This window comes from Limimaricola sp. G21655-S1 (assembly GCF_027213785.1).
In the GTDB taxonomy this organism is placed as follows: domain Bacteria; phylum Pseudomonadota; class Alphaproteobacteria; order Rhodobacterales; family Rhodobacteraceae; genus Limimaricola.
This window is the reverse complement of the sequence record NZ_JAPWGO010000020.1, coordinates 24,850-37,235: the sequence shown is the minus strand read 5'-3', so window position 1 is coordinate 37,235 and position 12,386 is coordinate 24,850. Positions and strand designations below refer to the sequence as shown.

Annotated in this window: 14 protein-coding genes; 9 read left to right on the top strand and 5 right to left on the bottom strand. The window is 67.7% G+C overall.

All coding sequences use genetic code 11. The features are described from left to right. Nucleotides 1-27 precede the first annotated feature (27 nt). From pheS to O4G76_RS16730, 4 genes are all read left to right on the top strand, one after another. Nucleotides 28-1,086: a phenylalanine--tRNA ligase subunit alpha gene (gene pheS / locus O4G76_RS16745; RefSeq protein WP_269398393.1), complete on the top strand. Its 1,059-nt coding sequence runs from the start codon at nucleotides 28-30 to the stop codon at nucleotides 1,084-1,086. A gap of 59 nt (nucleotides 1,087-1,145) precedes the next feature. Then, nucleotides 1,146-3,539, top strand: coding sequence for a phenylalanine--tRNA ligase subunit beta (gene pheT / locus O4G76_RS16740; RefSeq protein WP_269398392.1), 2,394 nt, complete (start codon nucleotides 1,146-1,148; stop codon nucleotides 3,537-3,539). Nucleotides 3,540-3,698: 159 nt separating this feature from the next. Next, nucleotides 3,699-4,136 carry a large conductance mechanosensitive channel protein MscL gene (mscL, locus tag O4G76_RS16735; protein WP_269398391.1) on the top strand — a complete coding sequence of 146 codons (438 nt, stop codon included), beginning with the start codon at nucleotides 3,699-3,701 and terminating at the stop codon, nucleotides 4,134-4,136. A 92-nt stretch (nucleotides 4,137-4,228) separates the two neighbouring features. After that, nucleotides 4,229-4,762 carry an FMN-dependent NADH-azoreductase gene (locus O4G76_RS16730; protein ID WP_269398390.1) on the top strand — a complete coding sequence of 178 codons (534 nt, stop codon included), beginning with the start codon at nucleotides 4,229-4,231 and terminating at the stop codon, nucleotides 4,760-4,762. Between the two features lie 72 nt (nucleotides 4,763-4,834). Here O4G76_RS16730 and O4G76_RS16725 read toward each other — a convergent pair whose 3' ends face one another. Both O4G76_RS16725 and ald read right to left on the bottom strand, forming a co-directional pair. Further along, nucleotides 4,835-5,287 (bottom strand): ferritin-like domain-containing protein, encoded by a 453-nt coding sequence (locus O4G76_RS16725; protein ID WP_269398389.1) that lies wholly within the window; start codon nucleotides 5,285-5,287, stop codon nucleotides 4,835-4,837. A gap of 76 nt (nucleotides 5,288-5,363) precedes the next feature. After that, a complete protein-coding gene (gene ald, locus O4G76_RS16720) occupies nucleotides 5,364-6,482 on the bottom strand; it encodes an alanine dehydrogenase (protein ID WP_085897755.1) in 1,119 nt (372 codons plus the stop codon). Between the two features lie 128 nt (nucleotides 6,483-6,610). On the opposite strand from ald, the gene O4G76_RS16715 reads away from it, so the two are divergent. After that, the gene (locus O4G76_RS16715; protein WP_269398388.1) at nucleotides 6,611-7,072 is read left to right on the top strand and encodes an Lrp/AsnC family transcriptional regulator; all 462 of its coding nucleotides are present in this window, start codon (nucleotides 6,611-6,613) and stop codon (nucleotides 7,070-7,072) included. Nucleotides 7,073-7,130: 58 nt separating this feature from the next. Here O4G76_RS16715 and O4G76_RS16710 read toward each other — a convergent pair whose 3' ends face one another. From O4G76_RS16710 to rpsU, 3 genes are all read right to left on the bottom strand, one after another. Beyond that, a complete protein-coding gene (locus tag O4G76_RS16710) occupies nucleotides 7,131-7,661 on the bottom strand; it encodes a peroxiredoxin-like family protein (RefSeq protein ID WP_269398387.1) in 531 nt (176 codons plus the stop codon). Between the two features lie 98 nt (nucleotides 7,662-7,759). Next, nucleotides 7,760-8,086 carry a hypothetical protein gene (locus tag O4G76_RS16705; RefSeq protein WP_269398386.1) on the bottom strand — a complete coding sequence of 109 codons (327 nt, stop codon included), beginning with the start codon at nucleotides 8,084-8,086 and terminating at the stop codon, nucleotides 7,760-7,762. Between the two features lie 126 nt (nucleotides 8,087-8,212). Beyond that, nucleotides 8,213-8,419, bottom strand: a complete 207-nt coding sequence (gene rpsU / locus O4G76_RS16700) for a 30S ribosomal protein S21 (protein ID WP_007255353.1) — start codon at nucleotides 8,417-8,419, stop codon at nucleotides 8,213-8,215. Between the two features lie 105 nt (nucleotides 8,420-8,524). Here rpsU and O4G76_RS16695 point away from each other — a divergent pair, with 105 nt between their 5' ends. The 4 genes from O4G76_RS16695 to O4G76_RS16680 all read left to right on the top strand — a co-directional run bounded on the left by O4G76_RS16695 (nucleotide 8,525) and on the right by O4G76_RS16680 (nucleotide 12,274). Next, the gene (locus O4G76_RS16695) at nucleotides 8,525-9,265 is read left to right on the top strand and encodes a COQ9 family protein (RefSeq protein ID WP_269398385.1); all 741 of its coding nucleotides are present in this window, start codon (nucleotides 8,525-8,527) and stop codon (nucleotides 9,263-9,265) included. After that, entirely contained in the window at nucleotides 9,262-10,239 is a 978-nt protein-coding gene (locus O4G76_RS16690) for an NAD(P)H-quinone oxidoreductase (protein WP_269398384.1), read from the top strand. Before O4G76_RS16695 ends, O4G76_RS16690 begins: the two co-directional genes overlap by 4 nt. A 350-nt stretch (nucleotides 10,240-10,589) precedes the next feature. Beyond that, entirely contained in the window at nucleotides 10,590-11,351 is a 762-nt protein-coding gene (locus O4G76_RS16685) for an electron transfer flavoprotein subunit beta/FixA family protein (protein ID WP_269398383.1), read from the top strand. Then, a complete protein-coding gene (locus O4G76_RS16680) occupies nucleotides 11,348-12,274 on the top strand; it encodes an electron transfer flavoprotein subunit alpha/FixB family protein (protein ID WP_269398382.1) in 927 nt (308 codons plus the stop codon). The genes O4G76_RS16685 and O4G76_RS16680 overlap by 4 nt, the downstream gene beginning before the upstream one ends. The last annotated feature ends 112 nt before the right edge of the window (nucleotides 12,275-12,386 follow it).

Sequence of the window (12,386 nt, the reverse complement as noted above, 5' to 3'; positions counted from 1 at the left end):
TCCGGTCCGGCAGAAAAGGGTGACGACATGGACGATCTTCGGGACAGGTATCTGGGGCTGATCGCCGAGGCCGGCGACGAGGCCGGAATCGAGGATCTGCGCGTGCGCGCGCTGGGCAAGAAGGGCGAGATTTCCGGCCTGATGAAGACGCTGGGCGGCATGACCCCCGAGGAGCGTCAGGAGAAGGGGCCGAAGCTCAATGCGCTCAAGGACGAGATCGCCAGCGCGCTGGCCGCGCGCAAGGCGTCGCTCGCCGATGCCGCGCTCGAGAAGCGGCTCGCGGCCGAGTGGCTCGACGTGACGCTGCCAGCGCGGCCGACGCGCACCGGCACGATCCACCCGATCAGCCAGGTGACCGAGGAGATCGTCGCGATCTTCGCCGATATGGGCTTCTCGGCCGCCGAGGGTCCGCAGATCGAGAGCGACTGGTACAATTTCGACGCGCTCAACATTCCCGGTCACCACCCGGCCCGGGCCGAGATGGACACCTTTTACACGCACCGCGCCGAGGGCGATAACCGCCCGCCGCACGTGCTCAGGACCCACACCTCTCCGGTGCAGATCCGCTCGATGGAAGAGAACGGCGCGCCCATTCGCATCATCTGCCCGGGCCGCGTCTATCGCGCCGATTACGACCAGACCCACACGCCGATGTTCCATCAGGTCGAGGGCCTCGCCATCGGCACGGACATCACCATGGCGAACCTCAAATGGGTGCTGGAGGAGTTCCTCTCGGCCTTCTTCGGCAAGCCGGTCAAGACCCGCTTCCGGGCCTCGCACTTCCCCTTCACCGAACCCTCGGCAGAGGTCGACATCCAGTGCTCGTGGCAGGACGGCACCGTGAAGGTGGGCGAGGGCGACGACTGGCTCGAGGTGCTGGGTTCCGGCATGGTGCACCCCAAGGTGCTGAAGAACGCCAAGATCGACCCCGAGAAGTATCAGGGCTTCGCCTTCGGCCTCGGTATCGACCGTCTGGCGATGCTGAAATACGGCATCCCCGACCTGCGGGCCTTTTTTGAATCGGACCTGCGCTGGCTGAAGCATTACGGCTTCGCGGCGCTCGACGTGCCGACGCTCAGGGGCTGAGCATGATCCACTTTCATCACGGCCTGCGCGCCAATCTCGACCAGTAAGGGGCAAAGACAATGAAATTCACCCTCTCCTGGCTCAAGGACCATCTCGACACCACCGCGACCGTGGACGAGATCGCCGAGGCGCTGACCGATCTCGGACTCGAGGTCGAAGGCATCGAGAACCCCGCCGCCGCGCTCAAGGACTTCGTTCTCGGCCGCGTGGTCTCGGCCGAACGTCATCCCGACGCCGACAAGCTGCAGATCTGCCGCGTCAACCTGCCCGGCGGCGAGGACCAGATCATCTGCGGCGCCCCGAATGCCCGCCAAGGCATCACCGTCGTCGTCGCGCGCCCTGGCACCTATGTGCCCGGGCCCGACTTCACCATCGGCGTCGGCAAGATCCGCGGCGTCGAGAGCCATGGCATGATGTGCTCCGAGCGAGAGCTGGGGCTCGGCGACGCGCATGAGGGCATCATCGAGCTGCCCTCGGGCGAGGTGGGCCAGAGCTTCGCCGACTGGCTGGCCGAGAACGACCCCTCGAAGGTCGACCCGGTGATCGAGATCGCGATCACGCCGAACCGCGGTGACGCGCTCGGCATCCGCGGCATCGCGCGCGATCTTTCGGCGCGCGGCATCGGCAAGCTGAAGCCGCTCGAGGTCAACGCGGTGCAGGGCGGCTATGACTGCCCGATCGGTGTCGAGATCGCGCCCGACACCCGCGACGGCTGCCCGATCTTCGCGGGCCGTCTCATCCGCGGCGTGAAGAACGGCCCCTCGCCCGAGTGGATGCAGGACCGGCTGCGCGCCATCGGCCTGCGACCGATCAGCTTCCTCGTCGACGTGACCAACTACGTCACCTACGACCTGAACCGGCCGCTGCACGTCTTTGACGCCGACAAGGTCGCGGGCAACCTGCGGGTGCATCGCGCCAAGGGGGGCGAAAGCTTCGCCGCGCTCGACGAGAAGAGCTACACGCTCGATCACGGCATGATCGTCATCTCCGACGACAACGGCGTCGAGAGCCTCGCGGGCATCATGGGCGGCATGGATACCAGCGTGACCGAGGAGACCACCAACGTCTTCGTCGAGAGCGCGCTGTGGAACCCGGTGCAGATCGCGCTGACGGGCCGGGCGCTGCGCATCCATTCCGATGCGCGCCAGCGCTTCGAGCGCGGCATCGACACCGATTTCGTGACCACCGGGCTGCAGATCGCGGTACGGATGATCGTCGATCACGCGGGCGGCGAGGCGTCGAAAATGGCGATCGCGGGCGCGACGCCCGACAACAGCCGCGCCTATCGCTTCGATCCCAAGGCAGTGACGAAGCTCGTCGGCATGGACATCCCCGTGAAGGAGCAGCGCCAGACGCTCGATCGGCTCGGCTTCCGGCTCGACGACGGGATGGCGCATGTGCCGGCTTGGCGCTCGGACATTCAGGGCGAGGCGGATCTCGTGGAGGAGGTCGCGCGCGTGGCCTCGTTGTCGAAGCTCAAGGGCGTGCCGCTGCCGCGCCCCGAGGGCGTGGCCCAGCCGGTGCTGACGCCGATGCAGGCGCGGCTGACGAAGGCGCGGCGCACCACGGCGGCGCTCGGCTACGACGAGTGCGTCACCTACAGCTTCATCGATGCCGAGGCGGCGGCGCTCTTCGGTGGCGGCTCGGATGCGACCCGGCTCGAAAACCCGATCTCGTCCGAGATGAGCCACATGCGCCCCGACCTGCTGCCGGGCCTGTTGCGCGCCGCCGCGCGCAACCAGGCGCGAGGCACCAGCGATCTGGCGCTGTTCGAGGCCGGGCATGTCTTCTGGGGCGGCGAGCCGGGCGAGCAGCGGCTGGCCGTGGCCGGCCTGCTGACCGGGCGCACCGGACCGAAGGACGTGCATGGCGCGTCGCGACCCGTGGACCTCTTCGACGCCAAGGCCGATGCCGAGGCGGTGCTGGCCGCGATGGGCGCGCCCGCCAAGGTGCAGATCCTGCGCGGTGCCGAGGGCTGGTGGCATCCGGGCCGCCATGGCCGGATCTGCCTCGGGCCCAAGAAGGTGCTCGGCGTGTTCGGCGAGCTGCACCCCAAGGTGCTCGCCACGCTCGACGTGAAGGGCCCGGCGGTCGCCTTCGTGCTGTTCCCCGAGGAGGTGCCGCTGCCGCGCCAGAACGGCAATGCGCGCCCGGCCTTCACGCCGCCCGCATTGCAGCCCGTCGAGCGCGACTTCGCCTTCGTGGTCGATGCGCAGGTCGAGGCGCTGACGCTGGTCAACGCCGCGGCCGGCGCGGACAAGGCGCTGATCGCGGAGGTGCGGGTCTTCGACCAGTTCCAGGGCGGCTCTCTGGGCGAGGGGCGCAAGTCGGTGGCCATCACGGTGCGGCTACAGCCGACCGACAAGACCCTCACCGAGAAGGAGATCGAGGCGGTGGGCGCGAAGATCGTCGAGAAGGTGGCGAAAGCCACCGGGGGCGAGTTGCGCGGCTGAGCGCCGGTGACCGATATGACAGAAAGGGGGGCGGACCGACGGGTCCGCCCCTTTTTTTCGTGGCCTGAGGGCCGCGTCCTGCCCACCTTCGCGTCCCCAAGGATGCGCCGCGCCTCCGCGCTGCGCTAGGTAGGGGCCAAACCCATACAGGAGACCCCGATGATCAAGGAATTCCGCAACTTCATCGCCAAGGGCAACGTGATGGACCTCGCGGTCGGCATCATCATCGGCGCCGCCTTCACCGCCATCGTCCAGAGCCTCGTGCACGATCTGATCAACCCGGTGATCGGCCTGATCCTCGGCGGCATCGATTTCACCTCGATGTATATCGTGCTCTCGGGCGACGTGCCGCCGGGCAGCTCGCTCGAAATTGCGCGCGAGAGCGGTGCCGCCGTCTTCGCCTATGGCGCCTTCCTGACGGCGGTGATCAACTTTCTCATCATCGCCTGGGTGGTGTTCCTGCTGGTCAAGGCGGTGAACCGAATCAAGGACGCCGCTGTCGAAAAGGGCGAGCCGGTGCCCGCCGCGCCGAAAGGTCCGACTCAGGAACAGCTGCTGACCGATATTCGCGATCTCCTGAAGACGCGGGGCGTTTGAAGAACGGCGCAGCTCATGTGCGGGGATGCGGGGTTCACGAGGCGATGGTGCGCGATTACGTGGGCGTCATCTCCAATCGAGGACGCCTTTCCATGACCATCCTGCACATCGACAGCTCCATTCTCGGCGAGAACTCGGTCTCGCGCGATCTCACGGCGGCCATCGTGGCCGAGCTCACCGCCAAGGGGGGCGAGACCGTGCTGCGCCGCGATCTCGCCGATCCCGAAACGGAGGCCGCCTTCGACGGCGACCCGGTGGAGCAGCTGCTCTCGGCCGACACGCTGGTGATCGGCGCGCCGATGTACAACTTCGCGATCCCGCACCAGCTCAAGGCCTGGATCGACAGCGTCGCGGTGGCCGGCAAGACCTTTCAGTACACCGCCGAAGGTCCGCAGGGCCTCGCCGGTGGCCGCCGCGCCATCGTGGTCTATGCCTCGGGTGGCGTGCATGACGGCACGACCGATTTCGTCGAGCCCTATTTGCGGCAGGTTCTGGGCTTCATCGGCATCACCGACGTGACGGTGCTGCGGGTCGAAGGCGTGGCGATCTCGCCCGAGGCGCGCGCCAAGGCGATCAACGACGCCCGCGCCAAGGTGCCGGCGATCGTCGAGGCACGCGCCGCTTGATCCTTCACCATCCGGAAGTAACACGGCCGGCGCGATGCGCCGGCCGTGTTCCGTGAGCGGGGGGCAAATGCCTCAGGCGGCTTTTGCCGCCTGATCCATCCAGTCCTTGTGCCGGCGCTCGTCCGCGAGACCGCGCTGGAACAGGTCCTTGTCGGCGGCAGGCACGGCCGCGTTGTCCACCGCGTGCTGATAGGCGCTGATCGTGTCGATCTCGTTGGTCGCCATGGCCTTGAGGATCGCGCCGTCGCCGCCAACCATGTCGGCGAGCTTGATCTTGCCGGTGGTCAGCAGCTCCTTCATGTCGCCTTCACCCGGCACCTTCGCGCCGACGCGCCCGGCGAGGGCGGTGAGATCGGACAGATGGCGCAGGTGATCCTGCCGGAACTCCTCGACCTTCGCTTTGTGCGCGGCGTTCTCCAGCCGCTCGATCGTGGTCTCGTAGGCGGCGATGGCGTCGTGCTCGAGAAGAATGAAGTTCTCGACCAGCTTGGCCATGTCGCTCGACGTACCGATGGTGGTCACCATGGGTCTTCCTCCGCAATGTGGGGTTGCAGTGGAAAACCGAGTGCCGCACCGGAGGGTTCCGGTGCGGCTTCGCACCTCAGCGGCGAAGCGCCTCCTGCGCCGAGATCGCCTCGCGGCCCAGCCCCTCGCCGACGGCGAGGTTGGTGATCAGGCCCTGATGCACGTTGAGCCCCTCGGCCAGATGCGCATCGTCGAGGCAGGCCTGCTTCCAGCCCTTGTCGGCGATCGCGAGCACGAAGGGCATGGTGGCGTTGCCCAGCGCCAGCGTCGAGGTGCGGGCCACCGCGCCGGGCATGTTGGCGACGCAGTAATGCATGATGCCATCGACCTCGTAGATCGGATCCTCGTGGGTCGTGGCCTTCGAGGTCTCGAAGCAGCCGCCCTGGTCGATCGCCACATCGACGATGGCGGCGCCGGGCTTCATGGTCGAGAGCTGCTCGCGGGTGACGAGCTTGGGCGCGGCGGCGCCGGGCACCAGCACCGCGCCGATCACCAGATCGGCCTGCGCCACGGCATCGGCGGTGGCGCCGACGCTGGAATAGACGGTGCGGAACTCGCGGCCATAGACGTCGTCGAGATAGCGCATCCGCGGCAGCGACTTGTCGAGCACGGTGACGCGCGCGCCCATGCCGGCGGCGATCTTCGCGGCTTGGGTGCCGACGACGCCGCCACCGATCACCACGACATTGGCCGGGCCGACGCCGGGCACGCCGCCCAGCAGCACGCCGCGCCCGCCATTGGCCTTCTGCAGCGTCCAGGCGCCGACCTGCGGCGCGAGACGTCCCGCCACCTCGGACATCGGCGCCAGCAGCGGCAGGCCGCCATTGCGATCGGTCACGGTCTCGTAGGCGATGCAGGTCGCGCCCGAGTTCACCAGATCCTCGGTCTGCGCCGGGTCGGGAGCGAGGTGGAGATAGGTGAAGAGGATCTGGCCCTCGCGCAGCATGCGGCGTTCGGGGGCCTGCGGCTCCTTCACCTTCACGATCATCTCGGCGGTGGCGAAGACCTCTTCGGCGCTGTCGGCGATGGCCGCACCGGCGGCGCGGTAGTCGTCATCGCTGAAGCCCGAGCCGATGCCGGCGCCGGATTGCATGGTGACCTTGTGACCATTGGCCACCGCCTCGCGCGCGGCGTTGGGGGTAAGGCCGACGCGGAATTCCTGCGGCTTGATTTCGGTGGGGCAGCCGATGTGCATGAGATGTCCTCCTTGTTTCCTCCATGTTGCCACCCCCGACTTGCAATTGCCGACGAGTTCGTGGCCTGATCATGCGATACTATAGAAGATTTTCGCGTATTTACCGCGATACATCGAAGGATCTTGCATTGAGCGTGATCGACCGCATCGACCGTGCCATTCTCGCCGCCTTGCAGGCCGATGGTCGGCTATCGAACGCGCAGCTGTCCGAGAAGGTGAATCTTTCGCCTTCGGCCTGTCACCGCCGGGTCCGGGCGCTCGAGCAGTCGGGGCTGATCCGGGGCTATGTCGCGCTTCTCGATCCGCGTGGCATGGGGCGGCCGGTCACCGTCTTCGTCGAGATCACGCTTTCGGGGCAGGCCGACGAGTTGCTCGACGCTTTCGAGGCGGCAGTGGCACGGATCCCCGACGTGCTGGAATGTCACCTGATGGCGGGCACCGCGGATTACCTGCTGAAGGTGGTGGCGCGCGACAGCGAGGATTTCGCGCAGATCCACCGCCGGCATCTGGCACGGCTGCCGGGGGTGCAGACGATGCAGTCGAGCTTCGCGCTCAGGACGGTGCGCCAGACCACGGCGATCCCGACGTGACGACGCCGCCCCGGAAGAGGGGCGGCGTGTCCGGTCACAGCAGGTTCGCAAAGCCGGGTCAGGCGGCCATCTTGGTGCCCCGGATCGGGTAGTCGTTGTCTCGGATGAATTTCAGCCCGCTCAGCAGCCCTTCGAGATCGGGACGCGAGAAGGGCGCGTTCGAGATATCGGCGATATGCACCGTGCCCTTGTCATTGATGACGAAGATGGCCGGTTCGGCGAAGGGGCGATCCGTCTCCTGCGGGGAGCGCGGCTCGGAGACGTAGAGCCCGAGCTCCAGCATTTGCGGCACGCTGAGATCGTAGGCCACGGGAGCCGAGGTGCCGGTCTCGTCGACGAAGGCACGGGCCTTCTCCTTGGGATCGCCCGACACCAGCACGACGTCGATGCCAGCCTTATGGTATTCGGACAGGAGCGGCTCCAGCCCGGAGACGTATTTGTGGCAGATCGGGCAGTGCTTGCCGCGATAGACCACGACCATCTGCCAGTCGCGCCCCTCGAGCGGCTTGCCCAAGGTTATTTCGCCGCCGCCGAGGCGGGGCAGGGTGATCTCGGGAAGAACGGCGTCGGGGGTCGGTTTGCCAGCCATGTTGCCTCCTTGGCGCAATGAAATACGCCCCGACAACGCGAGTTGACCACGAAGGGTCCCGGGTTCACGCGAAGGCGACCGAAGGTGATCGGCCCGGATCAGTGGGCATTGAGTTCCGGTAGGGCAATCTCCACCACCCGCCGGGCAAAACCGGCCATGCCGCCCGGCCCCGAGGCGCGATCCTTGAGGTGAATCGTCAGATCCGGTCGCCGCGACGCGATCACCCCGATCAGGTCGCCCCGGATTCGATCGTCGAGCCCGGCGCCGATCACCACGCAGGCGATGGCGGGCTCGGTATCGAGCTGCCGCTCGACCTCTTCGCGATCATGCGCGCCGAGCCATTCGACCGGCAGATCCTCGAGCGCGTGGGCCACGTTTTCGACCACGCCGGGCAGTCGCCCGACCAGCAAGATGACAGGCTTCATCGCTTCCTCCCTGGCAAGCATCGCCAGTCTACAGCGATTTCGCCGTGGCGGGCGATCCGGGCACGAAAAAACCCCCGGAGCCGTCGCCTCGGGGGTTTCAACGATAGAAAGCTTGCACTCGGGATCTCAGAGGAGACCTTCGCGCTGGGCCTTCTTGCGGGCGAGTTTGCGCTGACGCCGGATGGCCTCGGCCTTCTCGCGCGCTTTTTTCTCGGAGGGCTTCTCGAAATGCTGCTTGAGCTTCATCTCGCGGAACACACCCTCGCGCTGCAACTTCTTCTTCAGAGCCCGGAGGGCCTGATCGACGTTGTTGTCGCGAACGCTGACCTGCATGTGGTTTTCACCACCTTTCTAAGCTGGAGTTTCAAGATTGCAGGAAGCGGCCATATAGCAAAGCCCCGGCCGCTTGTCTAGGCTGGGGATGGAAGGGAGACGCCAATGACCAACCCATATTTCGACGGGACCGATCCCGATGCGTCGGAGACGGGGCGCGCGGATGATCCCGAGATCGCCCGGCTGCTCGATGCGATCCTGCCGCATGTCGCCTTCGACGGCTGGTCCGAGGCCGCGTTCCGCGCCGCCGCGCATGAGACTGGCATGACCGTGCCGCAAGCCCATGCGCTGTGCCCGCGCGGCGCCATCGACCTCGCCGTGGCGCTGCATGATGCGGGTGACCGCGCGATGGTCGAGGCGGTCCGGGCCGCCGATCTGACGGCGATGCGCTACCGCGACCGGGTCGCCTTCGCGCTGCGCGCCCGAATCGAGGCGGTGCGCGACAAGGAGGCGCTGCGCCGCGCCACAGCGCTCTTCGCGCTGCCGCATCACGCGGCCGAGGGCTCGCGCCTGCTGTGGCGCACCGCCGACGCGATCTGGACCGCGTTGGGCGACGCCTCCGACGACGTGAACTGGTACACCAAGCGCGCGACGCTCTCGGGGGTCTGGGCCTCGGTGGTGCTGTACTGGCTCGGCGATGACAGCCTCGATCACCAGGCGACGTGGTCCTTCATCGACCGGCGCATCGATGACGTGATGCGCATCGAGAGCGCCAAGGCCCGCGCCAACAAGTCGGTGCTGCTCAAGCCATTGACCGGGGCGCTGTCCTTCCTGTTCTCCGGCGTGCACGCGCCGCATCACAAGCCGCCGATGGATCTGCCCGGGCATTGGAGCCCGCGTCGATGACCATGCGCGCCGTCGAGATCACCCGCCCCGGCGGGCCCGAAGTCCTGCGCGAGACGACCCGTCCGCGCCCCGAACCGCAGCATGGCGAGGTCCTGATCGACGTGGCCTTCGCCGGGGTGAACCGCCCCGACGCGTTGCAGCGCGCGGGGGCCTATGCCCCGCCGCCAGATGCCTCGGACCTGCCGGGGCTGGAGGTGTCGGGCCATGTTGCGGCGATCGGGCCGGGCGTCACGCAATGGGCCGTGGGCGACACGGTCTGCGCGCTGACGCCGGGGGGCGGTTATGCCGAGGCGGTGGTCGCGCCTGCCTCGCATTGCCTGCCGGTGCCGCGCGGCATGGGCCTCAGGCAGGCGGCGTGTCTGCCCGAAACCTTCTTCACCGTCTGGTCCAACGTCTTCATGCGCGGCGGGCTGAAGGGCGGCGAGCGGTTCCTCGTTCATGGCGGCTCCTCGGGGATCGGCACGACGGCGATCCAGCTCGCGCATGCCTTCGGCGCCCGGGTCTTCGCCACCGCCGGATCCGAGGAGAAATGCGTGGCCTGCGCGCGTCTCGGTGCCGAGCGGGCCATCAACTACCGCGAAACGGATTTCGTCGAGGCGATGCGCGCCGAGGGCGGGGCCGACCTGATCCTCGACATGGTCGGCGGCGACTATGTCGCGCGCAATCTCAAGGCGCTCGCTGATGACGGGCGGCTGGTGCAGATCGCCTTCCTGCAGGGGCCGAAGATGGAGCTGAACCTCGCGCCGCTGATGATGCGCCGCCTGACCATCACCGGCTCGACCTTGCGGCCGCAATCGGTGGCGGCAAAGGCGGCGATCGCCACCGATCTGCGTGCCAAGGTCTGGCCGCTGCTCGATGCCGGGCGCGTCGCTTCGGTGATGGACAGCACCTTTCCGCTGGCCGAAGCGGCGGCGGCGCATGCGCGGATGGAAAGCTCGGCCCATATCGGCAAGATCGTGCTCGAGGTCGGTTGAATTCACCTTTTGGCTACGCAACCGCAGGGCCGGGATCCGCGTTTGACGGCATCCTCTGACAGGAAAGGATGCCATCATGGCCGACAAGGGGAAGCCGCAGGACACCAAGGGCGCCGGCAAGCCCGGCAGCCACGCCGAAAAACCCAAGCCCAAGGGCAAGTAGGCACGCGAGGGCGATCGTATCCGCCCTTTCTATCCCAGGGATGCATGACCCGGCCCGCGGCGCGCCCGCGGGCCGTTGACGTGCGCGTAACGCGACGTAGCCCTTTGCCGAATGGTCGGTTTGACCCTGTTGCCCGTGCAAATGCCGCGCTACCAATTCCGCGAAAGTCCGAAAGGAGTGGGTGGAGATGAAGATCCTAGTCCCCGTGAAGCGGGTGATCGACTACAACGTGAAGGTCCGTGTGAAGTCGGACGGCACGGGGGTCGACCTGGCGAACGTGAAGATGTCGATGAACCCGTTCGACGAGATCGCGGTCGAGGAGGCGATCCGTCTGAAGGAGGCGGGCGTGGCCACCGAGGTGGTGGCGGTGTCGATCGGCGTGAAGCAGGCGCAGGAGACGCTCCGGACGGCGCTGGCGATGGGCGCGGACCGGGCGATCCTGGTGGTCGCGGCCGAGGCCCCCGACCAGGATATCGAGCCGCTGGCGGTGGCGAAGATCCTCGCCAAGCTGGTCGAGGAGGAGCAGCCCCAGCTGGTGCTCTGCGGCAAGCAGGCGATCGACAACGACATGAACGCCACCGGCCAGATGCTGTCGGCGCTCTTGGGCTGGTCCCAGGCCACCTTCGCCTCCGAGGTGAAGATCGAGGGCGAAGAGGCGCAGGTGACGCGCGAGGTCGATGGCGGGTTGCAGACGATCTCGGTGAAGCTGCCGGCGATCGTCTCGGTGGACCTGCGGCTGAACGAGCCGCGCTACGCCTCGCTGCCCAACATCATGAAGGCCAAGAAGAAGCCGCTCGACGAGAAGACGGCGGCGGATTTCGGCGTCGATGTCAGCCCGCGGCTCGAGGTGGTGAAGACCGCCGAGCCGCCGGCGCGCAAGGCGGGGATGATGGTCGGCTCGGTCGATGAGCTGGTCGAGAAACTCAAGGATCTGGGGGTCGTGGGATGAGCGTGCTGCTTCTGGCCGAGGTCACGGACGGCGAACTGAACCGTGACGCCACCGCCCGCGCCGTTTCGGCGGTGCGGGCCCTGGGCGAGGTGACGCTCCTGTGCGTCGGCGCATCGGCGAAGGAGGCGGCCACCGCCGCCGCGACGATTCAAGGCGTGGCCCGGGTGCTCTGCGCCGAGGATGCGCTCTATTCGCACCGGCTGGCCGAGCCGGTCGCGGCGCTGGTGGCGCAGCTGGCCGAAGGCCACGAGGTGATCGCCGCGCCCGCCACCACGGACGCCAAGAACATCATGCCGCGGGTCGCGGCGCTCTTGGACGTGATGATCATCCCCGATGTGCTGGCGCTGCATGGCGACGGTTCGTTCGACCGCCCGGTCTATGCCGGCAACGCGGTGCAGACGGTGAAGTCGCGCGACGCCACCAAGGTCATCACCATCCGCACCACCGGCTTCGAGCCGGCGGCCGACGGTGGGTCGGCCCCGGTCGAGGACGTGGCGCCGGCCGCCGATCCGGGCCTGTCCTCCTGGGTCGAGGACAAGCTGGCCGAGAGCGACCGGCCCGAGCTGACCTCCGCCGGCATCGTGGTGTCGGGCGGCCGCGGCGTCGGCTCGCAGGAGAACTTCGCGCTGATCGAGACGCTGGCCGACAAGCTCGGTGCCGCCGTCGGCGCGTCGCGCGCCGCGGTGGATTCGGGCTTCGCGCCGAACGACTGGCAGGTCGGTCAGACCGGCAAGGTGGTGGCGCCCGCGCTCTACGTCGCGGTCGGCATCTCGGGCGCGATCCAGCATCTCGCGGGGATGAAGGATTCGAAGGTGATCGTGGCGATCAACAAGGACGAGGAGGCGCCGATCTTCCAGGTCGCCGATTACGGCCTCGTCGCCGACCTGTTCACCGCGCTGCCCGAGCTCACCGAGAAGCTCTGAGCCTCGTCCCCCCGACCAAGGGGCCCGGCGCGCCTTCTCCGCGCCGGGCCCGCCCGCCGGCCACTTTGTTCCACAAATACGCAAACCCCGCCGCCAGCCCCCAGCCCCGCCG